Genomic DNA, 22,251 nt, shown 5'->3' on the forward strand with positions numbered 1-22,251 from the left:
ACGAGGAGAAGACTGCCTCACCGTGACGAGCGGTTCCAGAAGGGGACGGTGGGGCGTGAACGCCCGGCCGTCGCCGTCCGTACGAAAGGGGAGGGAAGGGGCAATGCCCTCGCGCACCACCGGAGGTACCGGGCCCGTGGCCATCACGAAGACCGCCCCGCAGCACAGCGGTGAGCGCGCGGAACCCGGGCAGGGCCGGGGCACCGGAACGGACCCGGGCAGGGAGGAGGGCCGGCACCTCAACTCGGCCCTCCTGCTGACCCTGTTGCTGCTCACGGCGGTGATGTTCCAGGACCCGGTCCGCGGGGCCCTCGCCGCGCCGGTGATGCAGAGCTGGATGACGGTGTTCGTCGCGGTCATGGTCCAGGCGCTGCCGTTCCTGGTGCTCGGTGTGCTGCTGTCGGCGGCGATCGCGGTGTTCGTGCCGCCGTCGTTCTTCGCCCGGGCCCTGCCGAAGCATCCGGCCCTGGCGGTGCCGGTCGCGGGCGCGGCGGGGGTGGTTCTGCCGGGCTGTGAGTGCGCGTCCGTGCCGGTGGCCGGTGCCCTGGTCCGCCGGGGGGTCACACCGGCGGCGGCCCTGGCCTTCCTCCTCTCGGCGCCCGCCATCAACCCGATCGTGCTGACGGCGACGGCCGTGGCGTTCCCCGGCAACCCGGAGATGGTCTGGGCCCGTTTCGTCGCGAGCCTGGTCGTGGCCTGCGCGATGGGCTGGCTCTGGCACCGCCTCGGCCGCACGGACTGGCTGCGCCCCCCGGCCCGCGCGTCGTACGAGGGCCGGAGCAAGGGAGCGGCCTTCGCGAACTCGGTCCGCCACGACGTGACGCACGCGGGCGGTTTCCTGGTGATCGGCGCGATGGCCGCGGCGACCCTCAAGGCGGTCGTCCCGGCCGACTGGCTGGGCCTCGCGGCCGGCCACCCCGTGCTGTCGGTCCTGGTCCTCGCGGTCCTGGCGGTCCTGCTCTCCATCTGCTCGGAGGCGGACGCGTTCGTGGCGGCGTCCCTGACCCAGTTCTCCCTGACGGCCCGTCTGACGTTCCTGGTCGTCGGCCCGATGATCGACCTGAAGCTCTTCGCGATGCAGGCGGGCACCTTCGGCCGCGCCTTCGCCCTGCGCTTCGCCCCCGCGACCTTCGCCCTGGCCGTCGTCGTGTCGGCCCTGACCGGAACGGTCCTGCTGTGAACCGCCTGGCCCAGACGGCTCTTCTCTTCCTGCTCGGCGCGACCCTGCTGCACGCCGGCACGACCGACCTCTACCTGCGCTACGTCAAGGAGGGCCTGCGCCCCCTGGTCCTCCTCGCGGGCGCGGTCCTGATCGCCACGGCGGCGGCGACCCTCTGGTACGACCGCCGCAACACCTCCGCCCACGACCACGACGACGAGCCGGGCACCCCCGCCGACGAGTCGCGCACCCCCGCCCACGACCACCACCGTGAGCCCCGGGTCTCCTGGCTCCTCACCCTCCCCGTCCTCGCTCTGATCCTGGTCGCCCCGCCGGCCCTGGGCTCCTACAGCGCGGCACACACCGGTACGGCCCTGACCAAGCCCTTCGGCTTCCCGGCCCTCCCCGCCGGCGACACCCCCCTGCGCCTGGCCGTGGCGGACTACGCCGGGCGTGCGGTCTACGACGACGGCCGTGCCCTCAGGGGCCGCGAACTGAAGATCACCGGTTTTGTCACCCTGGACCGCGACGGCACCCCCTACCTGGTCCGCATGGGCCTCAACTGCTGCGCCGCCGACGCCCAGCCGGTCAAGATCGCCCTGTCGGGCGACATACCGCCGGTCCTGCGCCCGGACACCTGGCTGGAGGTCACCGGCACCTACACCCCCCGCCGCACCAAGGACCCGGTCAACAACGGCCCCGTCCCCTACCTCGAGGTGACGGCCGCGCGGCCGGTCCCCACCCCGCACGACCCGTACGACGAGACGTGGAACACCTGAACTGCGGTGTGGAGCAAGCACTTTGGGGGTACCCGGAGGAAACCGCTGATCAGCGAGGTGCAGGCATGACCACACTCCACGGTGCGCGCACGGCGGAACTCGGCCGGCCGCTTGCGCCCGAGGCGGCCCGCGAGGAACTTGCGAAGGCAGACCAGCGAGCCGGTCTGACCCTGGCCACCCTCGGCGCCGCCCTGGCCGCCCTCCTCACCGCGATCACCGCCGGTGTCATCACCCCCGCCCAGTTCGCCACGGTCCCCCAGCTGCTCCTGTGGACCGGCTGCGCTGCCTGCGCCCCGTCCCTGGTCCTGCTGAGCCTGGCGAGGACGCCCCACCCGGCGCCGACCGCCGACACCCCGGCCCAGCTCCTGACCCGCACCACCCGCGTCAAGCACCGCCGGATACGGCACGCGATGACATGGGGGGCGGCGTTCCTCGCGCTGACCCTCGCGGGGACGCTGGCAGGCCTGCTCACCTAGGGCCTGTCGTTTGGATCACGCCGGCGTCGCGGGGCGCGCACATCTGCCGCGTCGGCCCTGGCCGGCCCGCCGCACCTCAGCGAACCGCAACCGGGGGACCGCGCGGTTTGGAGGGCGGCTCGAGCCTCGCTCGCGTGGGCATCCAGGGCCGTCGCCCGCGGCGGCGGCGTCTGCAACTCTCGGCGGAGAGACCGCGAACGTCTCGACACTCGTGACGGGGAGTTCCGCATGCCCAATGCCGTTTCCTGCACCGACTCCGCAGCCGGACGTTCTGCCGTGCCCTCCTTCGAAGCCGCCACCGGAACCCTCCTGCGGCAGCTGGTGCTGGCGGCCGGGCCGCTGACGGTGCTCCAGATCGGCTGCCCGTACGAGTCGTTCACCGCCACGCTCGCGACCGCGGTGAGCGAGAACGGGCAGGGCCGGGTCATCGCCTGCGAGCCGGACCCCGCACGCGCCGGGGCCGCCGCCGAGGCGGTCGAGAGGGCCGGAGCGGGGCGCTGCGCGGACGTGCGGGCGGGCCGTCCCGAACCGTCGCTGGCGACCCTGGCCGGACCGGTCGACCTGCTGCTGCTCGGCGGGCCGCCCCAGTCCTTCCTGCCGCTGCTGGAGCTGGTGGAACCCAGGATGCTGCCGGGCGCGGTGGTGGTGGCCCTCGGCGTACGGGACGAGCCGGTGCGGTGCGCGGACTTCCTCGCCCATGTCCGGTTCCCCGGCAGCGGCTACGTGTCGCTCCCCCTTCCCTTCGACGGCGGCGTGGAGATGGCCGTCCGCACCGCCTGACGCCCACGCAGCCCACCGCGCGTCCGCAACCCACGCCTGCCATCCGCGCACGCCCCCCGTGTCGGTCACCCGCGCACGCCCCCCGTGTCGGTCACCCGCGTCCGCCCCCCGTGTCGGTCACCCGCGTCCGCCCCCCGTGTCGGTCACCCGCGTCCGCCCCCCGTGTCGGTCACCCGCGTCCGCCACCCGTGCCGGTCACCGGCGCCCGCCACCCGTGTCGGCCACCCCTTAGGAGTGCCGTGTCCCTTCGTCCGTTCGACCCGGAGTTCCTGCCCGAGGGGCACCCCGACAAGGAGACCGTCCCGCCCCGTGTCACCGCCTCGCACGCCGTGTGGCGAGGACTGGTGCGTTACCTGCTGCTGCCCTCGTACCGCGCGCTGGTCGCCCTCGGCTCCGTGCACGTGGCCGCGCTCTGGCACCCGGAGTTCGGGCCGGCGTGCGGTGCGCCGAGGGAGGAGCCACCGCCCGGCTACAGGGCGTTTCGAGCGGGTCTTGAGAGCGGGCCGGAAGCCTGGCCGGGACAACCGCATCCCCCAGTTCCCCCAGTTCCCCCTGTTCCCCCAGAGAATCGAGGAGATCTGTGATGAGCGACGTACGGCTGGTCGGCACCTGGACCACGCAGTTGGACGACGACGGCAAGGCGGTCCCCGGCCTGGTCAGCTTCTCGGCGGACGGCACGGTCGTCTCCACCCAGCTCAACACGAAGAACATCGGCCTGGGCACCTGGCGTGCCACGGGCCCGGACAGCTTCGAGTACGGCTTCCACATCCTGGCCGCCGACCCCGAGGGCAACCACGTCGGGGAGGCGCACGTGCGGGTGTCGGGCGAGTTCGTCTCGGACACCGAGTGGCAGGGCACCGGCGGTGCGGAGTTCTTCGACCCGCAGGGCACCAAGCTGCGCGGGCACGCCGGGTCCAAGGTGACCGCCGGCAAGTTCGGCATCGACGACTGATGCGGGCGGCTGCGCTGCGGGACCGGCTCGACGGGGACCTGGTTCTGCCGGACGAGGCGGGCTTCGCCCTGGCCCGACAGCTTCAGAACACCGAGTACGACACGGTCGAGCCGTACGCCGTCGCGTACTGCGCCTCCGAGGAGGACGTCGCGCTGTGCGTGCGGCACGCCCGGGAGCTGGGGGTGCGGCTGCACGTCCGGGGCGGCGGCCACAGCTTCAACGGCTGGTCGACCGGTGAGGGGCTGGTCGTCGACCTGTCCCGGATGAACCACGTCGTCGCCGAGGGTCCCGTGGTGCGGCTGGGGGCGGGCGTCCAGTCGCTGGACGCGCTGGACGCCCTGCGGACGCAGGGGCGGCAGATCGTCACCGGGACGTTCCCCACGGTCTCCGCGGGCGGGTTCCTGACCGGTGGCGGGATCGGCTGGCAGACACGGAAGTTCGGGCTGGGCAGCGACCGGCTCGTCGCGGCGCGCGTCGTGCTCGCGGACGGCAGGACCGTCCGCTGCTCGCCCGCCGAGGAGCCCGATCTGTACTGGGCGTCGCGCGGTGGCGGCGGAGGCACCTTCGGCGTGGTCACGGAGTTCGAGGTGCGCGCGATCGACGCACCCGCCCTGACGGCCTTCGAGACGCTGTGGGCGTACGACGACGCCGTGGAGGTGCTGACGGCCTGGCAGGAGTGGGCCGTCGAAGGCCCCGACGAACTCGGCACCTCCCTGGTCGTGCTGCCGGGCATGTTCGGGCCCGGCGGGCGTCCGGTGGTCCGGGTCTGGGGCGTGCACCTGGGTACTGACGAGGCGCTGCGCGACGGATTGGATGAACTGGCCGAGCGGGCCGGGTGCAAGCCGCTGAGCAGGACCGTCGGTGCGCGGGGCGGATACGCCGAGGTCATGCACGAGGCGCTGTGCGGCTCGAAGACGGTGGCCCAGTGCCGGCGTACGGGCACCGGGCCCGAGGCCGAGGGGCACCGGCATCCGTACACCCGGCAGAGCTACCGGCTCACCGGCCGGGCCTCGACCCGGGCGGAGTCGGCGGCACTGCTCGACGCCTGGGATCCCGCCCTCGACGCGGTGGGGCAGGAGCGCTATTTGCTGTGCATCGCCCTGGGCGGTGCGGCGAGCCGGGTGCCGGGCGGCGCGACCGCCTACGCCCACCGGGACGCGCGGTTCCTCGTCGGCTATCAGTTCGCCTGCCGGCAGGCGGCGACGGACCCGGACGCGCCGTCGCGGCTGACCGCGCTGGCGGACCGTGCGGCAACCGCCCTCACACCGCTCGCCTGCGGCTCGTACATCAACTTCCCCAGCTCACGGGCGGGTGAGGACTGGGAGCCGGAGTACTTCGGCGCGAACCGGTTCCGGCTGCGCGCCGTGAAGCGGGCCTACGACCCGGACGGCTTCTTCCGGCACGCGCAGAGCGTCGGCCGTGCCCCGACGACCGAGGTGGACTCATGAGGACGGATCTGCGGAACAAGGTCGTGCTGGTCACCGGCGCCTCCTCGGGCATCGGCCGGGCGACGGCCGTGGCCTACGGGGAGGAGGGGGCGAGGGTCGCGATCACCTACCACAGCAACGAGGACGGGGCCCGCGAGACGGCCCGGCTGGTGACCGAGGCGGGCGGCACACCGCTGGTGGTGCGCTACGACCTCGCGGACGAGGGGTGCATACGGGACGCCGTGGGGCGGGTCGCCGAGGAGTGGGGCGGCATCGACGTGCTGGTGGCCAACGCGGTGGTCTGGAGCGAGGCGATCCCGCGGCCCGGGCAGCCGGTGCCGCGCTTCGAGGACGTACCGGCGAAGCAGTGGCAGGAGGTGCTGCGCACGTCCGTCGACGCCGTGTTCCACACGCTCCAGGCCGTCCTGCCGTGGATGCGCGGGCGGCCGTGGGGCCGGATCGTGCTGCTCGGCGCGGGACTGGCGGACACCGGCAAGGCCGGGGCGGGGGCGTACGGCGCCGGCAAGTCCGCGCTCTTCGGGCTGATGCGCAGTCTCGCCTGGGAACTGGGGCCGGACGGGATCCTGGTCAACATGGTGGTGCCCGGCCAGACCAGCACCGAGACCGTGCGGGCACACGTGCCCCCGGGCTTCCTCGAGGAGAAGGGCAGGACCCTGCCGTCGGGCCGGATGTCCGCGCCCGAGGACGTGGCCCGGGCCATCACCTTCCTCGGCTCGGCCGCCAACGGCAACACCAACGGCGAGACGCTGCGCGTGACGGGCGGCGCCTGACGGGGCCGCCTGCGTCCGCCCCGGGTACGGGCCCCGCAGCACTCCAGGGATCCTGGGTGCGGCGGGGCCCGCCACCGTCGCGGCCGGTGTGCCCGGTGTCGAGTTGTCCTCGACGGTGCTTCGAGAGGCCCGGGTCACCGTGTGGGGCATGGAGATTCGTAGCCTCGACGGCGATGAGCCGGCGACCATCGCCGCCTTGCTTCCCGGGTTCCGGGACACCATGAGCCTGGAGCTGCCCGGTGATCCGCCGGTGACCCAGGCCCTGCTGGCGCGGCTGTTCCAGCGGCGGCACGGCACGGAACGGATCGTGCTGGCCGCCTACGACGGCGGCACGCCGGCCGGTGTGCTGAAGCTCGGCCTCGACCTGGCGGACCGGAGCGGGCCGGGACACGGTTCGCTGTGGGTGTTCCCCGGTTTCCGGCGGCGCGGTGCCGGCCGGGCGCTGGCGGCCGCGGGGCTGGCCGCACTGCGGGAGCGCGGGCGGGACCTGATGCTGGCCGACGCTCCCAGGGCGGAGGCCGGCGAACGGTTCGCGGCGGAGCTCGGAGCCGACCTCATCGGTGAGAGCGTGCGTCATCGGCTGCGCCTGGCCGGGCCCGCCCGTGCGGTGCTTCAGGCCGCGGCGGCCCGGCCGGTGCCCGGGTACCGCCTGGTGAGGTGGCAGGGGCCCTGCCCCGACGACCTCGTGGAGTCCTACGCGCGGGCCTGGAGCGGGCTGGAGGAGCGGGTCAACGGCCAGGCGAGGATCCGGCGTCCCTCCGCCGACGACGTACGCGCGCGGGAGGCCGAGGCGGAGCGGGCCGGGCATCTGCCCCACGTGGTGGCGGCGCTGCCCGAGCACGGCACGCAGATCGTCGGGTACGCCACCTTGTTCGTGCGGAACAGCCCGATGGCGGACGCCGGCGAGACGCTCGTGCTGCCCGGGCACCGGCGGCGTGGTCTGGCCACCCGGCTGAAGGGCGAGCTGCTGCTCGGGGCCGCCCGCGAGAACAACCGGCTCGCGCTGGTCCAGGTCTTCAACGACACCGCCGACACCGCCGTGGTCGCGCTCAACCGCAAGCTCGGCTTCGAGGCCGACTCGTACTGGTCGACCTACGCGCTCAAGGCCTGACGCGCTGAAGGCCTGGGCGTGCAAGGCCTGACGGGCTGAAGACCTGACGAGCCAGCCCTTACGCGCTCAAGTCCTGCGGTGCTCAAGGCCTGAGCGGACAGCCTCCCCCGGGTCCGCCCCCGGATCCGCCCCGACCCCCGAACCCGCCCCGACCCCCGAACCCGATCAAGAGCCGAGCCGAGAGGAACCCATGACCACCGTGATCCCTGCCGGGCAGCGCACGCGCAACGCCGAACTGATCCGCGAGCTGTACGGGACGCTCCACCGCGAGCGCCGCTTCGAGGAGACGGGCCGCTTCTTCCACGCCGACTGCGTCGAGCACGCCCCGGCCGACTGGCGGAGCTCGGACCGGGTGTTCCCCGAGCTGCGCGGGGACATCGACCACCTGGTGGCCGGGAACGACCGGGTGATGCTGTTCGCGACCTGGACCGGGCGCTCCCGCTCGGGCGCCGAACTGCGCCTGCACACAGCCGAGTTGTACCGTCTGCGGGACGGCAGGGTGGCCGAGCACTGGAACGTGGTGGACCGTGACGTGCTGGTCGCGCACGGCGTGGACGGCGGACCGGACCGGAGCGGTCAGCCGGCCGCGCCCGGGCTGCACGGCCCGCACAGCGACACCGAGCGGGCCAACGCGGAGCTGGTGCTCGGCGCGTACCGCGACGTCTTCAGCGAGCACCGGCTGGACCTGGCCGAGCGTTACTACCACCAGGACTACCGGCACCACAACATGCGTACCGACGCGGTGCCGGACGGGCTCGACGCGTTCAAGGCGTTCTTCGCCGACAACATCGCCGCCTTCCCCGACCTGGTCACCACCGTGGACCACATCGTCGCCGCCGGCGACCGGGTGATGGTCTTCGTGACCTGGACCGGCACGCTCACCGGCGCGTGGAGCGGCGGCGGCCCCTCCGGACTGCCGCTGGAGATGCGTACCTGCGACCAGTTCCGGATCGAGCGCGGGAAGGTCGCCGAGCACTGGGAGGTCGTGGACTACCTGGCCCTGGGACGGGCCGGACTGCCGACCCCGTGAACCACTGTCCGAGGCCGATCACCCAGAGAGGGACCGTGCGATGACCTCCGCTTCCGACCCTTCCGGCAACGCACCCGTACTGATCGTCGGCGGCAGCCTCGTCGGGCTGTCCACCGCCCTGTTCCTCGCCCGGCACGGGGTGCGGTGCACCCTGGTCGAGCGCCATCCGGGCACGTCCGTCCACCCCAGGGCCGTCGGGTACTACCCCCGGACCGGGGAACTGCTGCGCCAGGCGGGTGTCGAGGACGCCGCCGTACGGGAGGCGTCCGGCTTCGCCACGCACCGCACCCGGGCCGGGGTGACCTCGCTCGCCGGTGACGTCCTGTTCAGCAAGGAGGAGCTGGAGGGCGACGACGACCTGGGCGACCTCACCCCGTCCCGGCTGCTCCTGCTGCCGCAGGACCGGCTGGAGCCGCTGCTGCGGGAGCGGGCGGCGGAGCTCGGCGCCGACCTCAGGTTCGGCACCGAGCTGTTGTCCTTCGCGGAGGACCCCGAGGGGGTCACCGCCGTCCTCGGCGACGACACCGGCACCCGCACCTTCCGCAGCTCCTATCTGGTGGCCTGCGACGGGCCGCGCAGCACCGTCCGGGAGGCGCTGAAGGTGCCCCGGCAGGGGCGCGGGGTGCTGTCCCGCCATGTGAGCATCGCGTTCGGCGCGGATCTGCGCCCGGTGCTGGGCGACCGCAGGTACAGCGTGGTCCACGTGCAGAACCCGCAGGTCACCGGCATTCTCGTGCATGACGACACATTGACCGGGGGCACGCTCATCGTCGGGTACCGGCCCGAGGACGGCGAGAGCCTGGAGGACTTCACCGACGACCGCTGCGCGGAACTGGTGACGGCCGCGGTGGGCACGCCCGGGGCCGGGGTGACGATCCGTTCGCGCTTCCCCTGGGACATGGCGGAGCAGGTGGCCGAGAGGTTCGTGCACGGCAGGGTGCTGCTCGCCGGGGACGCGGCGCACGTGGTGCCGCCGACCGGGGGATACGGAGCCAACACCGGTATCGCCGACGCCCACAACCTCGCCTGGAAGCTCGCCCTGGTGGTCGCGGGGGTCGCGGGGCCCGGCCTGGTGGAGACGTACGACGCCGAGCGGCGTCCCGTGGCGGTCTACACGGCCGAGCAGGGTTCCCTCCAGCTGGCGCTGCGCTCCGGCTCCGCGACCCCGGAGCAGCGGGCGGCCGTCGCGGACGCGGTGACGGTGACGTCGGGGCAGGCGTACCGTTCCGCCGCGGTGGTGGCGGAGCCGGGCGGAGCGTACCTGCCGGTCGCCTCCGACCCGCGCGCACTGCATGGGGAACCCGGGACCCGGGCGCCGTACGCGCTGCTGTCGCGGGACGGCGAACCCGTCTCCACGCTCGACCTCTTCGGGCGGGACTTCGTCCTGCTGACGGGGGAGAACGGCCGCGAGTGGCTCTCGGCCGCCGCCTCAGCCTCCGCCGGGCTGGGCCTGAAGCTCACCGCACGCCGGGTCGTGCGGGGCACGGGCGGCGGGGCGGGCACGCTGGCCGACCCGGACGGCACCTGGTCCGAGCGCTACGGCGGGCTGCGTCCCGAAGGCGCGGTCCTGGTACGGCCGGACGGTGTCGTCGCGTGGCGCTCGCCGGGCGCGGATCCCGGGGGCGCGGAGGCGGCGGTGCTGGAGGCGGTGCTGCGCGGGGTGCTCGACCGGGGCTGAGAGGCCCACGGCGCATCCGCGGCTTCGGCCGGGACGCGCCCGGCGCACCGAGGTGCGTCACGGCCGGGGCGGCGGATGCCCGTCCCGGCCCGGCGGCGCCGTCTACGCGGAACCGTCGTGCTGCAGCTCGCCCACGGAGTCCACGTACTTGATGAGCAGCCGGGCGAACTCGAGCCGCTCCTCCTCGGGCCAGTCCTGGGTGATGCGCTCGAAGGCCGCCCGCTGGTGGCGGCGGAAGCGGGCGAGCGTCTCGTGCCCCTCGGGGGTGAGCTGCAGGATCGTACGGCGGCCGTCGCGCTGCGAGGCCGCACGGATCAGATAGCCGGCCGAGATGCAGTCCGAGACCATCCGGCTCGCCACGGAGGGGTCGACGGCGAGCCGCTCGCCCACGACACCCACGGTGATCTCCTGGCCCTCCTGGTCGGGCCCGTCCTGCACGATGTTGAGCACCAGCGTCCTGGTGAAGTCCTTGCGGGACACCTGCTTCTCCACGTTCAGCGCCTGCGCGCGCCGCAGTCGGGAGAAGGCGGGGCCGACGGCGTCGAGCAGATCCGCTGCCCGCGGCGGGGGCTGAGTCGAAGTGTCCATGTCCGCATTCTAAGCGAGTTGATTACGGCAGACGAGCATCTGTATGCTCTCAATCGACTGCATGACATTAAGCATATACCTGTGAGCGAACATCTATCGCACACACTCTGCCGCGCACCCGACGCGCCCGTCCACCGAGGGGGAACCTCATGTCCCAGTCCGTGCCACCCGAGCAGTCCGATCGCGACTTCGAGATCACCTACGACCCCGACGTCGAGTTCGACGTGCTGATCGTCGGCGGCGGTCCGGTCGGCATGCTGCTCGCCGCGGAGCTCCGGATCTCCCGCGTCCGGGCGGTCGTGCTCGAGCGGCTGCCCGAGCGCACCCCGCACTCCAAGGCCTTCGGGCTGCACGCCCGCTCCCTGGAGTCCCTCGACCGGCGCGGCCTGCTCAAGAGGTTCCGCGAAGGGGCCCGCTCCTGGAACAACGGCCACTTCGCGGGCCTCGACGAGTGGGTCGACTTCTCCACCCTCGACAGCGCGCACGGCTACGCCCTGCTCTCCGAGCAGACCCGGACCGAACGGCTGCTGGAGGAGCGTGCCGCCGAGTTCGGCGCCGAGATCCGGCGCGGCCACGAGGTCACCGCCCTGCGCCAGGACGCCGACGGCGTCGAGGCCGAGGTGACCGGCCCCGACGGCGGCTACACCCTGCGCGCCCGCTACGCCGTGGGCTGCGACGGCGCTCGCAGCCTGGTCCGGCAGGAGGCCGGCATCGCCTTCCCCGGCACCGGCGGCCGGGTCACCGCCCGGCTCGGCGACGTGATCCTCGCCGACCGCGAGAACGCCCCCATGGGCATGGAGCGCACCGAACGCGGCCTGCTGTTCTGCGTCCCGCTCGACGACACCTACCACCGGGTCTCCACGTTCGACTTCGAGGCCGACCGGGAGCCCGGGGCGGAACTCACCCTCGACGAGCTGACCGCGAGCCTGCGCGAGATCTGGGGCGACGACCTCGGGGCGCACGCGCCGCGCTGGCTCTCCGTCTTCACCGACTCCGCGTGCCAGGCGGAGTCCTACCGCGCCGGCCGGCTGCTGATCGCGGGCGACGCCGCCCACACCCACTTCCCGGTCGGCGGCCAGGGCGTCAACCTCGGTCTCCAGGACGCCTTCAACCTCGGCTGGAAGCTGGCGGCCGCGGTGCACGGCTGGGCTCCCGAGGGCCTGCTCGACAGCTACGACCGGGAGCGCCAGGCGCCGGCCCGCAAGGTGCTGGCCAACACGCGCGCCCAGATCGCGCTGATGAACCCGGACCCGTACGTCACCCCGCTGCGCGAGCTCTTCACCGACCTCATGCGCACCGAGCAGGTCAACCGGTACCTCGCCGAGATGCTCAGCGGCGTCACCGTCCGCTACGCGATCGACGGCCCCGAGCACCGGCTGCTCGGCGACTTCGCCCGGGACCTGGAGCTGAGGACCGAGGACGGCGTCCGGCCCCTGCCCAAGTACCTGAAGCGCGGCACCGGCGTGCTGCTCGACCTGTCCGGCGACCCGCAGATCGGCCAGGTCCACGAGAAGTGGGCCGCGGGCGTCTCCTGGGCCGGCCGGCTCCAGCTCGTGCGGGCCGAGTGCGCCCAGGAGCCGGGACTGGCCGGTCTGCTGGTCCGCCCCGACGGCTATGTCGCCTGGGCCGCGGACCGGGACATGCCCGAGCCGGAGCTCCGGGAATCGCTGACCGCGGCCGTCACCACCTGGTTCGGCACGGTCTGACGAAGGGGCCGCGAGGGCCGCGGGGGATGTCCCCGCGGCCGGCGCGGCCGCCTTCCCCACCCCCCACACCGCACGTGCCCGTGAGAGGAACCCGTGAGCAATCCCCCCTGGTCGCAGGAGTTATTGGAGAAGAGCGACCTGATCACCCCCATGGCCATCAGAGTGGCCGCCACCCTCGGACTCTCCGACCACATGGCCGCCGGCGCGGTCACGGTCGAGGCGCTGGCCCGGGAGGTGAACGTGGACGCGACCGCTCTGGGCCGTCTCCTCGGTCACCTGGTCAACGCCGGGATCTACCGCCCGCTCCCGGCCGGGGGCTACGAACCGACGGAACTCGGTGTCCTGCTGCGTGACGACGTCCCGCAGTCGGGCCGCGACTGGCTCCGTCTGGACGGCCCGACCGGCCGCGGCGAGGCCGCGGTGTTCCGCCTGCTGGATGCCGTGCGCACCGGCGGACCCGTCTACTCCGCGCTGTACGGGCAGGAGTTCTGGACGGACGTCGAGTCGGACGGCGCGCTCGCGGAGGCCTTCGCCCGGCGGATGGCGGCGAGCATGCGCTGGGTCGTCCCCGAACTGCTGGCCAAGGGCGACTGGGAGTCCGTCCGGCATGTCGTGGACGTCGGCGGGGGCAGCGGTGACCTGCTCGCGGCCGTGGTCGACGCCACCCCGGGCGCGCACGGCACCCTGCTCGACCTGGAGGCGCCCGCGGCGGCGGCCGAGCGGGACTTCGCGGCCGCCGGCCTCCAGGAGCGCTGCCGCGCCGTGGTCGGCAGCTTCTTCGATCCGCTGCCCGCCGACGGCGACGTGTATCTGCTGTCCAACGTCCTGCTCAACTGGCCCGACGACCGGGCCGCCGAGATCCTCCGGCGCTGCGCCGAGGCCGTCCGCCCGGGCGGCCGGGTCATGGTCCTCGAAGGCCTCCTCGACGTGCAGACCGACCAGACGGATCTCGACCTGCGGATGCTCATCTACCTGGGCGGGCGAATGCGCACCACCGATCAGCTGCGCGAGCTGGCTGCCGACGCCGGGCTCGCCCTGCGCCGTGTGGTCGACCTGGGCCCGGTGCGCTCACTCGTCGAACTCACCCGGGCCTGATCCCGCCCGCGCCCCCCTTTGAAACCCCCTAGTGCCCGGCAGGGCGAGGTCCCGCCGGGCACGCAAGTGAACGAACGAAAAAGAGGAGTACGTCCATGCGTATCGTCCGACACCACGAGTTCGGTGCCCCCTCGGTGCTGCGGCTCGAAGAGGCCGAGAAGCCCACCCCCGGCCCCGGCCAGGTGCTGATCCGCGCCGAGGCGGTCGGCGTCAACTTCGCCGAGTGCCAGCGCCGTCAGGGCATCCCGGTCGGCGGTCCCGCCGAACTGCCGGGCTCGCCGGGCGGTGACGTCGCGGGTGTCGTGGAGCAGCTCGGCGAAGGCGTCGACCAGGTGAAGGTCGGTGACCGCGTGGTCACCGGCGTCGCCGCCGACGGGTACGCCGAGTACGTCGTCGCCCAGGCCGACTGGCTGTTCGCCGTCCCCGAGGGCATCGACCCCGGCCAGGCCACCTCGCTGCCCATCCCGGGCCAGACCGCCTACCACGTGATCGTCACGGCGGCGAAGCTCCAGCCCGGCGAGAGCGTGCTGATCACCGCCGCCGCGGGCGGCATCGGGCACCTGCTGGTCCAGATGGCCAAGGCGCTCGGCGCGGGCCAGATCATCGCCGCCGCCCGCGGAGCGGAGAAGCTGTCCTTCGCCGCCTCGCTCGGCGCCGACGTCACCGTCGACTACGGCGAGGACGGCTGGGACGAGAAGGTGCGTGCCGCGACCGGCGGCCGGGGCGTGGACGTGGCCCTGGAGACCGTCGGCGGCGACATCCTCACCAAGTCCGTGAATCTCACCGCCCAGTTCGGGCGGACGGTGGTGTACGGCGCGGCGGGCGGCGAGCTGCCGGCCATCGACGTCGCCGACATCTTCGACAACCGCATCGTCATGGGCTTCAGCATGTGGGGCGTGATGGGCGCCAAGCCGGACGCCATGGCCGCGGGTGCCCGGGACCTGCTGAACATGGTGACCTCCGGCACCGTGCGTCCCGTCGTCCACGCGGAGCTGCCGCTGAAGGACGCGGCGGCCGCGCACGAGCTGATGGAGTCGCGCTCCCAGCTGGGCCGTGTGGTCCTCGTTCCCTGACATCCCCTCAGGCCGTGCATCGAATCACTGATGTGCGGTTGACAAGTGCATGCATGACCACATGTAATTGTTCCACACCATGTAACCCGGATCCCTGGGCGGAGCCGCGCGACGACCTCCCGCGGCTCGACAACACCTCCTAGTTGGGAGAACACCATGCGAATCGTCCGCCACTACGAGCACGGCGCCCCCTCGGTGCTGCGTGTCGAAGAGGCGGAGAAGCCGCAGCCCGGACCGGGCGAAGTGCTGATCCGCTCCGAGGCCGTCGGCGTCACGTTCGCCGAGGTCCAGCGCCGCCAGGGCATCCCGATCGGTGGCCACGCCACGCTCCCCGGCGCCCCCGGCGGCGATGTCGCCGGCATCGTCGAGGCACTCGGCGAAGGCGTCACCAACCTGAGCGTCGGGGACCGCGTCGTCGTCGACGTCGACCACAGCGCCTACGCCGACTACGTGACCGCCGACGCCGCCTGGGCCATCACCATCCCGGACACCATGGACGCGGCCGAGGCCACCCTGCTGCCGAGCCCAGCCCAGACGGCCTACCACGCCATCAAGGAGTCCGGCCAGCTCAGAGCCGGGGAGTCGATCCTGATCGACGCCGCCTCGGGGGGCGTCGGACACCTCGCCGTGCAGATCGCCAAGGCGATGGGCGCCGGCAAGGTCATCGCCACCGCCAGCACGCAGGCCAAGCTGGACTTCGTCCGTGACCTCGGTGCCGACGTCACCGTCAACTACACCGACGACGACTGGGACGACCAGGTCCGGGCCGCGACCGACGGCCGGGGCGTGGACGTCGTCCTGGAGACAGTCGGCGGGGACATCCTCACCAAGTCCATCGCCCTGACGGCCCAGTTCGGCCGGCTGGTCTTCTACGGCTCGGCCAGCGGCGACATCCAGCCGATCCACCCGTTGATGCTCAGCCGGATGAAGACCGTGGCGGGCTTCGCCCTGTACGCCATGCTCTACAACAAGCCCGAGGCCATCGCCGCGGGACAGCGCGACCTGCTCGACATGATCGCCGACGGCAAGGTGCGCCCGATCGTGCACGAGCGGCTCGGCCTCGACGAGGCCGTCAAGGCGCACGAACTCATGGAGGCCCGGGCCCAGCTCGGCAAGGTCGTCCTCGTCCCCTGACGCGGGGCGACCCACCGCCTCCCGACCGACGTGGCCGGTCACGTGTCCCCCGTTCGGGACCGGCCACTCGCCGTACGGCACGAGAGGCACTCGTGCCGTACGGCGCAGTCCACAGCAATCCCCTGACGGATCCCACACCGCAGCGACGCCGGCCGACCACGGCCCGCGGGACGGGGATGGCACCCACTCCAGCCCGAAAGGCGAATCACCGTGCCCTCCCGGACCACAGGGGCAGACGGCCCGCTCACGACCGTCGGCTCCGCACCCGAGACCCGCATCAAACCCGTCATCACCGCCTGCATGCTGGCCGTCTTCCTGGCCATGCTGGACTCGCAGATCGTCGCCACCGCGCTGCCCCGCATCGTCGGGGACCTCGGCGGCCTCGACGTCTTCGCCTGGGTGACGACGGCGTACATCATCGCCGCCAGCGTCACCACGCCCGTCTACGGCAAGCTCGGCGACCTCTTCGGCCGCAAGAAGATCTTCCTGATCTCCGTCACGGTGTTCCTGGCAGGCTCCGCACTGAGCGGCGCCGCGCAGTCCATGGACCAGCTCATCCTGTTCCGCACCGTGCAGGGCATCGGCGCCGGCGGCCTCTTCGTCTCCGTGCTCGCCATCATCGGCGAGCTGTTCAACCCGCGCGAGGCCGCCAAGTACTTCAACCTCTTCGGCATCGTCTTCGCCCTCGCGGCGCTCGCCGGGCCCGCCGTCGGCGGTGCCCTCACGGACCTGCTGAGCTGGCACTGGGTCTTCCTGATCAACCTGCCCGTCGGCATCGTCGTCCTGGTGCTGGTCTCCACCTGCCTGCACCTGCCCCGCGCCGACCGCGTCGCGCGGATCGACTACACCGGGTTCGTCCTGCTCAGCGCCGCCATCGTCGCCCTCACCCTGGCCGCGAGCTGGGGCGGAGTGAAGTACGAGTGGCTGGACTGGCGGATCCTCGGGCTCGCCGTGGGAGCGGTGCTGCTCGCCGTGGCGTTCGTCGCCGCCGAGCGCCGGGCCCCCGAACCCGTCATCCCGCTGCACCTCTTCCGCGACTCCACCTTCAGCGTCAGCGTGCTGGTGAGCGTCGCGGCGGGCATCGTCTTCCTCGGCTCGGTCAACTTCCTGGCCATCTACATCCAGGTGGTCACCGGCGCCAGCCCGACCATGTCCGGCGTGGTGCTGCTGCCCATGATGTTCGGCCTGGTCGCCTCCTCCGTCGTCAGCGGAGCGGCGATCACCAAGACGGGGCGCTACAAGTGGTACCCCGTGCTCAGCATGGCCACCGGCATCGTGGGGGCGCTGCTGCTGGCCACCATGGACACCGGGACCCCCCGTACCGTGGTCATCGCCTACATGCTGGTCTTCGGTGTCGCCGCCGGACTGAACATGCAGGTCCTCACCATGGCCGCGCAGAACACCGCCCCGCGCGACGACATCGGCGCGGTCCACGCCACCGTGTCCTTCGCCCGGCAACTGGGCACCACCGTCGGCATCTCCCTGTTCGCCTCGATCTTCTACAACCGGCTCACCGAGGAGATCGCCGACCGGACCCCGCCGGGCGCGCTGCGCGGCATCGACCACGACGCGCTGTCCTCCACCGAGACACTGGACCGGCTCGCCGAGCCCGTGCGCAACGCCGTGGAACAGTCCTACGCCGCCGCGCTCACCCCCGTGTTCCTCACCGCCGTACCGGTCCTTCTGCTGGGGCTGCTGGCCGCCCTGACGATGAAGAACCTGCCGCTGCGCGGCGAGCACCAGGGCGAGGAGCACCAGGCCGGGAACCACCGGGAACACGAGAGGGCCGCCGAGGAGAGCTGAACGCCTCCCGGCCACCGGCAGTGAGCCGCCGTCCCGCACGGGACGGCGGCTCACGTGTGCGCGTCCCGCCTGGGCCTCCCTTCAGCGCCCTTCGAGCCCGAATCGACGGCTCGCGACCATCGTCGGCACTGCACAGCCGTACGACACAGGACGCAGCCCGAAGAACAGGCAGAGGCAGACCAGGAGGCTCGTGTGACAACGACCGAAGACCCGCAGACGGCTCCGGCGGTCGACCCCGGACCACTGATCCGGCTGACCATTGCCGACTGCGCCGCCAAGGTGCTGCACAGTGCCGTGACCCTCGGCGTGTTCGGCGCGCTGGCCGAGAGCCCCGCCGACGCGGCGGAACTGGCCCGCCGCACCGGGACGCACCACCGGATGGTCCCGGACTTCCTGGACGCGCTGGCCGGGCTCGGTCTGCTGGAGCGGACGGCGGGCGGCTACCGCAACTCCCCGCTGGCGCAGGCCTATCTGGTGCCCGGCTCCTCCTCGTACCTCGGCGGCTTCGTCGAGCTCACCAACGAGACCCTGTACGGCACCTGGGGCCGGCTCACCGAGGCGATGCGCTCCGGCGAGCCGCAGCACCTCGACCCGGACAAGGGCGGTTTCGTCGGGGACCGGCACAAGGACCCCGCCAAGATGAAGCGGTTCCTCGCCGGACTCGACGCCTACAGCGACCGGATGGGCGCCGAACTCGCCCGGCGGCCCGACTGGGGCCGCCACTCCTCCTTCGTCGACCTCGGCGGCGCCCGCGGCAACCTCGCGGCCGTCCTGGTGCGGGAGCACCCGCACCTGAAGGCGACCTGCTTCGACCTGGAGCGGACCCGGCCGCTGTTCACCGAGCACATCGAGGCCCTCGGCCTGACGGGCCGGGTCGCCTTCGCCGGCGGCGACTTCTTCACCGACCCGATCCCGCCGGCCGACGTCGTCGTCCTCGGGCACATCCTGCACGGCTTCGACACCGCACGGCGGCGCGAGCTGCTCGGCCGGGTCTTCGAGGCGGTGCGGCCCGGCGGCACGGTCCTCGTCTACGACCGGATGATCGACGACGACCGCAGCGACCCGGAGCGGCTGCTCAGCAGCCTGCACATGCGGCTGGTCAGCCCCGACGGCTCCGAGTACCGGATCGCGGACTGCCGGTCCTGGCTGCGCGGGGCCGGCTTCACCGACGGCGACGCGCAGCCCCTGCTCGGCACCCACACCCTGGTCACCGCCCACAAGGAGACAGCATGACGTCGCACACCACCCCCGTCCTCATCGTCGGGGGCGGGCTGACCGGACTGTCCGCGGCCGTCTTCCTCGCTCATCACGGCGTCGCCGCCACCCTCGTGGAACGCCACCCGGACACCTCCACCCACCCCAAGGCCCGGGCCATCAACCCGCGGACGATGGAGCTGTACCGCGCGGTCGGGATGGAGGAACGGGTCCGGGCGGGGCGTTCGCCCATCTCCGGCAACACCGACCTGGTGCACGTCGAGAGCCTCGCCGGCAAGGAACGCGTACGGATGCCCAGCGCCTCACCGGAGGACATCGGCCGGATCAGCCCCACCCAGTGGACGCTGATCGACCAGAACCAGCTGGAGCCGATCCTGCGGGAGCGGGCCGTCGAAGCAGGGGTGGACGTCCGCTTCTCCACCCGGGTCGACGCGCTCGAGGAGGACGCGGAGGGGGTGCTGGCCCACGTCACCGACCGGTCAACCGGGCAGAGTTCGCGGATCCGGGCGCGGTACGTGATCGCGGCGGACGGCAGCCGCAGCCCGCTCCGCGAGATGCTGGGCATCGGCGCGCACGGCCGCGGCACCATCACCAACCTCGTCAGCTTCTTCTTCGAGGCCGACCTGACCGAGGCGCTGCGCGGCCGCCGGATCATCGCGGCCTACGTCAACAACCCCGAGGTGCGCGGCACGATCATCCCCATCGACAACGACCGCCGGTGGGTCATCAACGTCTCCTTCTTCCCCGAACAGGGCCAGCGCGCCGAGGACTTCACCGAGGAGCGGTGCACCGCCCTGGTGCGCGCCGCGGTCGGGGTGCCCGACCTGCCGCTGAAGATCGAGTCGGTGGACATGCCCGCGTGGGACATCTCCGCACGCGTGGCGGACACGTTCGCTACGCGCCGGGTGTTCATCGCCGGGGACGCCGCCCACGTGATGCCGCCCACCGGCGCGTTCGGCGCCAGCACCGGCATCCAGGACGCGTACAACCTGGCCTGGAAGCTGGCCCTGGTGCTCGACGGCACGGCCGGCCCCGGGCTGCTGGAGAGTTACGACGCGGAGCGGCGGCCGGTGGCCGAGGAGACCGTGCGGCAGGCCATGCTGCGGTTCGCGGTCCGCGAGGGCAAGCAGTACCAGGAGGTCGCCGCGGAGCTGGTGGACGAGACGACCATGACGTTCGGGTACTGCTACCGCTCCGGCGCGTTCGCCGCGGAGGACGGGGCGCCCGACGCGATCCTGGAGGACCCCGAGCACCCCGGCGCCCGGCCCGGCGCGCGGGCCCCGCACCTGCGGCTCGACGGGCCCGAGGGGCCGGTGTCGGTCACCGATCTGTACGGCGACGGGTTCACCCTGCTCGTGGACGAGGCGGCGGGCCGGTGGACCGGGGCCGTGGAGAAGGAGGCCGAACGCCTCGGGGCCGGGCTGAAGGTCGTGCGGATCGGGCGGGGGACGCGGCTGTGGGACCAGGACGGGTCCTTCCGGCGACGGTACGGGCTGCTTGCCGGCGGCGCGGTTCTGGTGCGGCCCGACGGGTTCGTGGGGTGGCGCACGACCGCGGGGCGCGGCGGGCCTCTCGACCAGGCGGCGATCGCCGCGTTGCGGGGGATTCTGGACCGGGTCTAGGCGCGACGGGGGGGCGTGTGGGGTGGTCGGGCGGCTGCGGGCAGTTCGTGGCTTGTCGCGCAGTTCCCCGCGCCCCTTGACGCCCGCTTCGCGTGCACAGGTCGGCCGCGGTGCTCAGAGAAGGAGCACCGCGGCCGCTTCATGGGGCGCGAAGCGCACCCATAGGGGCGCGGGGAACTGCGCGATCGGCCACGACGGTGCCGCAGCCGCCCGACAACCCACCCCGCCCCCGAACAGAACGCTCACGCACGCCGCAACACCGCATCGAGCACCGCCGTCAGCGTCCCGGCAGGCTCACCCACCGCCGCACCGGAACGCCACGCGATGAACCCGTCCGGCCGGACCAGCACCGCACCGCTCTCCTCGACGCCGTAGCGGCCGAGGAAACGCTCGACGACCTCGGGGGACTCCTCCGCCCCCACCCGGTGGAAGGACAGACCGAGCGCGGCCGCCGGCTCCTGCCAGACGGTGCCGTCCGGGCCGGTGAGAAGCCAGAAGTCGCCGTCGAGGAGATCGTGCAGGGCGATGTCCTTGCCCTCACGGACCAGGGGCAGGTGCGCAGCGCGGGTGCCGGGGCGGCCGGTGGGGGCCGTCGGGTCCTCGACCACGGCGGTGTCGTCGTCGCCGGCCTCGCGCAGGACCGCGTCCGACCGGTACACGTGCCCGAACAGCACCGTGCTCTCGGGGCGGTGCCGGGCCGCGGCCGCCTCGTCGAGGCCGCTGCGCTGGAGGTAGCGGATGACGCCCTGGTCGACGGTGAACTCGGCGACCGGGGCCCGCTCCTGCTCGTAGGTGTCCAGCAGGCCGGGGCCCGCCTGCCCGCGCAGCACCCGCGCGAGCTTCCAGGCCAGGTTGTGCGCGTCCTGGATGCCCATGTTGCCGCCGAACCCCCCGGTGGGCGGCATGACGTGTGCGCAGTCGCCCGCCAGCAGCACGCGTCCGGAGCGGAAGCGGTCCGCCACCCAGGCGGCGATCTCCCAGCTCGTCGCGGACTCCACCGTCACCGGCAGACCGGCCACGCCCACCGCGGCCCGCACCAGCTCCACGCACTCCTCGGTGCCGAAGCCGCGGTGGTCGGCCCCGGGCGGCAGGCTCGGCGCGAGCACCCAGCGGTCGGAGTCCGCGCCGCCGAGCTTGCCGAGCACCCCCTTGACGGTCGGGTTGCTGACGAAGCAGAGGAAGAAGGTGCGCCCCGCCACGTACGGGTCGAGGTCGGCGTGGAAGACGATGTTCATCTGTCCGCCGAACACGCCCGGCCCGTGGTGGCCGATGCCGAGGGAGGTGCGGATCGGCGCCCGTGAGCCGTCGGCGGCGACCAGATACCGTGCCCGCACGGTCCGTTCGGCGCCGTCGCCCGCACTGCGCAGCACCGCCGTGACGCCGTCCGCGTCCTGGGTGAACCCGGTCATCTCAGTGGCGAACCTGATGTCCGCGCCGAGCTGCTCGGCCCGCTCCCGCAGCACCGGTTCGAGACGGTCCTGCCCGATCAGGGTCCAGCCGGTGGTGCCGACCTCGTGGCGGTCGAAGCGGAACGGCCCGTCGAACCGCCCGAGTTCCTTCCCGGTCAGGGACTCGGCCTGGAGGATGTCGCCGTACTGGGCGTGCGGGTTCTCCCGTGCCCGTACCGCCTCCTCCAGGCCCAGCGCGCGCAGCAGCTCCATGGTCCGCGGGCTCGCGGCCTGCGCCCGGGGGTGTGCCGAGATCTCCGCGTGCCGCTCCACCAGCAGCGGCCGGATGCCCTGCCGGGCGAGGAACAGGGCCTGGGCGAGCCCCACCATGCTGCCGCCCACGATCAGTACTTCGGTCGTCTCGTCCGCCATTCCGGCTCCTCG

Annotated in this window: 19 protein-coding genes; 17 read left to right on the top strand and 2 right to left on the bottom strand. The window is 72.9% G+C overall.

Annotation, left to right across the window (positions count from 1 at the left end):
• Nucleotides 1–136 precede the first annotated feature (136 nt).
• From ACIQU3_RS12125 to ACIQU3_RS12170, 10 genes are all read left to right on the top strand, one after another.
• Entirely contained in the window at nucleotides 137–1,180 is a 1,044-nt protein-coding gene (locus ACIQU3_RS12125) for a permease (protein WP_403924660.1), read from the top strand.
• Nucleotides 1,177–1,938: a TIGR03943 family putative permease subunit gene (locus tag ACIQU3_RS12130; RefSeq protein WP_403734525.1), complete on the top strand. Its 762-nt coding sequence runs from the start codon at nucleotides 1,177–1,179 to the stop codon at nucleotides 1,936–1,938. Before ACIQU3_RS12125 ends, ACIQU3_RS12130 begins: the two co-directional genes overlap by 4 nt.
• 65 nt (nucleotides 1,939–2,003) lie before the next feature.
• Complete coding sequence (locus tag ACIQU3_RS12135) at nucleotides 2,004–2,414, top strand: hypothetical protein (protein WP_403734520.1); 411 nt, start codon at nucleotides 2,004–2,006, stop codon at nucleotides 2,412–2,414.
• A 228-nt stretch (nucleotides 2,415–2,642) separates the two neighbouring features.
• The gene (locus ACIQU3_RS12140; protein WP_403734517.1) at nucleotides 2,643–3,194 is read left to right on the top strand and encodes a class I SAM-dependent methyltransferase; all 552 of its coding nucleotides are present in this window, start codon (nucleotides 2,643–2,645) and stop codon (nucleotides 3,192–3,194) included.
• A gap of 583 nt (nucleotides 3,195–3,777) precedes the next feature.
• Nucleotides 3,778–4,146: a hypothetical protein gene (locus tag ACIQU3_RS12145; RefSeq protein ID WP_104783758.1), complete on the top strand. Its 369-nt coding sequence runs from the start codon at nucleotides 3,778–3,780 to the stop codon at nucleotides 4,144–4,146.
• Nucleotides 4,146–5,594, top strand: a complete 1,449-nt coding sequence (locus ACIQU3_RS12150) for an FAD-binding oxidoreductase (RefSeq protein WP_403924663.1) — start codon at nucleotides 4,146–4,148, stop codon at nucleotides 5,592–5,594. The genes ACIQU3_RS12145 and ACIQU3_RS12150 overlap by 1 nt, the downstream gene beginning before the upstream one ends.
• Complete coding sequence (locus ACIQU3_RS12155) at nucleotides 5,591–6,364, top strand: SDR family NAD(P)-dependent oxidoreductase (protein WP_403734510.1); 774 nt, start codon at nucleotides 5,591–5,593, stop codon at nucleotides 6,362–6,364. Before ACIQU3_RS12150 ends, ACIQU3_RS12155 begins: the two co-directional genes overlap by 4 nt.
• 148 nt (nucleotides 6,365–6,512) lie before the next feature.
• Nucleotides 6,513–7,475 carry a GNAT family N-acetyltransferase gene (locus tag ACIQU3_RS12160; protein ID WP_403734507.1) on the top strand — a complete coding sequence of 321 codons (963 nt, stop codon included), beginning with the start codon at nucleotides 6,513–6,515 and terminating at the stop codon, nucleotides 7,473–7,475.
• A gap of 190 nt (nucleotides 7,476–7,665) precedes the next feature.
• Nucleotides 7,666–8,505, top strand: a complete 840-nt coding sequence (locus ACIQU3_RS12165) for an ester cyclase family protein (protein ID WP_403734502.1) — start codon at nucleotides 7,666–7,668, stop codon at nucleotides 8,503–8,505.
• A gap of 40 nt (nucleotides 8,506–8,545) precedes the next feature.
• Nucleotides 8,546–10,183, top strand: a complete 1,638-nt coding sequence (locus tag ACIQU3_RS12170; protein ID WP_403734499.1) for an FAD-dependent monooxygenase — start codon at nucleotides 8,546–8,548, stop codon at nucleotides 10,181–10,183.
• A 102-nt stretch (nucleotides 10,184–10,285) separates the two neighbouring features.
• Here the strand turns inward: ACIQU3_RS12170 and ACIQU3_RS12175 are convergent, their stop codons facing one another.
• Nucleotides 10,286–10,771, bottom strand: coding sequence for a MarR family winged helix-turn-helix transcriptional regulator (locus tag ACIQU3_RS12175; RefSeq protein ID WP_351639446.1), 486 nt, complete (start codon nucleotides 10,769–10,771; stop codon nucleotides 10,286–10,288).
• A gap of 149 nt (nucleotides 10,772–10,920) precedes the next feature.
• Between ACIQU3_RS12175 and ACIQU3_RS12180 the strand changes: the two genes are divergently transcribed.
• The 7 genes from ACIQU3_RS12180 (at nucleotide 10,921) to ACIQU3_RS12210 (ending at nucleotide 20,419) form a co-directional block, all read left to right on the top strand.
• On the top strand, nucleotides 10,921–12,477 hold the full coding sequence (locus ACIQU3_RS12180) for an FAD-dependent monooxygenase (RefSeq protein WP_403734495.1): 1,557 nt from the start codon (nucleotides 10,921–10,923) through the stop codon (nucleotides 12,475–12,477).
• Between the two features lie 93 nt (nucleotides 12,478–12,570).
• Nucleotides 12,571–13,572, top strand: a complete 1,002-nt coding sequence (locus ACIQU3_RS12185; protein ID WP_403734493.1) for a methyltransferase — start codon at nucleotides 12,571–12,573, stop codon at nucleotides 13,570–13,572.
• A 95-nt stretch (nucleotides 13,573–13,667) separates the two neighbouring features.
• Nucleotides 13,668–14,645 (top strand): zinc-binding alcohol dehydrogenase family protein, encoded by a 978-nt coding sequence (locus ACIQU3_RS12190; protein WP_403734491.1) that lies wholly within the window; start codon nucleotides 13,668–13,670, stop codon nucleotides 14,643–14,645.
• Between the two features lie 156 nt (nucleotides 14,646–14,801).
• Nucleotides 14,802–15,779, top strand: a complete 978-nt coding sequence (locus ACIQU3_RS12195) for a zinc-binding alcohol dehydrogenase family protein (RefSeq protein WP_403734488.1) — start codon at nucleotides 14,802–14,804, stop codon at nucleotides 15,777–15,779.
• 204 nt (nucleotides 15,780–15,983) lie between these two features.
• A complete protein-coding gene (locus ACIQU3_RS12200; protein WP_403924719.1) occupies nucleotides 15,984–17,582 on the top strand; it encodes a DHA2 family efflux MFS transporter permease subunit in 1,599 nt (532 codons plus the stop codon).
• Nucleotides 17,583–17,774: 192 nt separating this feature from the next.
• The gene (locus ACIQU3_RS12205) at nucleotides 17,775–18,815 is read left to right on the top strand and encodes a methyltransferase (protein WP_403734484.1); all 1,041 of its coding nucleotides are present in this window, start codon (nucleotides 17,775–17,777) and stop codon (nucleotides 18,813–18,815) included.
• Nucleotides 18,812–20,419: an FAD-dependent monooxygenase gene (locus tag ACIQU3_RS12210; RefSeq protein WP_403734482.1), complete on the top strand. Its 1,608-nt coding sequence runs from the start codon at nucleotides 18,812–18,814 to the stop codon at nucleotides 20,417–20,419. The genes ACIQU3_RS12205 and ACIQU3_RS12210 overlap by 4 nt, the downstream gene beginning before the upstream one ends.
• Nucleotides 20,420–20,661: 242 nt before the next feature.
• Here ACIQU3_RS12210 and ACIQU3_RS12215 read toward each other — a convergent pair whose 3' ends face one another.
• Nucleotides 20,662–22,239, bottom strand: coding sequence for an FAD-dependent monooxygenase (locus tag ACIQU3_RS12215; protein WP_403734479.1), 1,578 nt, complete (start codon nucleotides 22,237–22,239; stop codon nucleotides 20,662–20,664).
• Nucleotides 22,240–22,251: the final 12 nt, after the last annotated feature.

The organism is Streptomyces sp. NPDC101110, assembly GCF_044759525.1.
GTDB lineage: Bacteria > Actinomycetota > Actinomycetes > Streptomycetales > Streptomycetaceae > Streptomyces.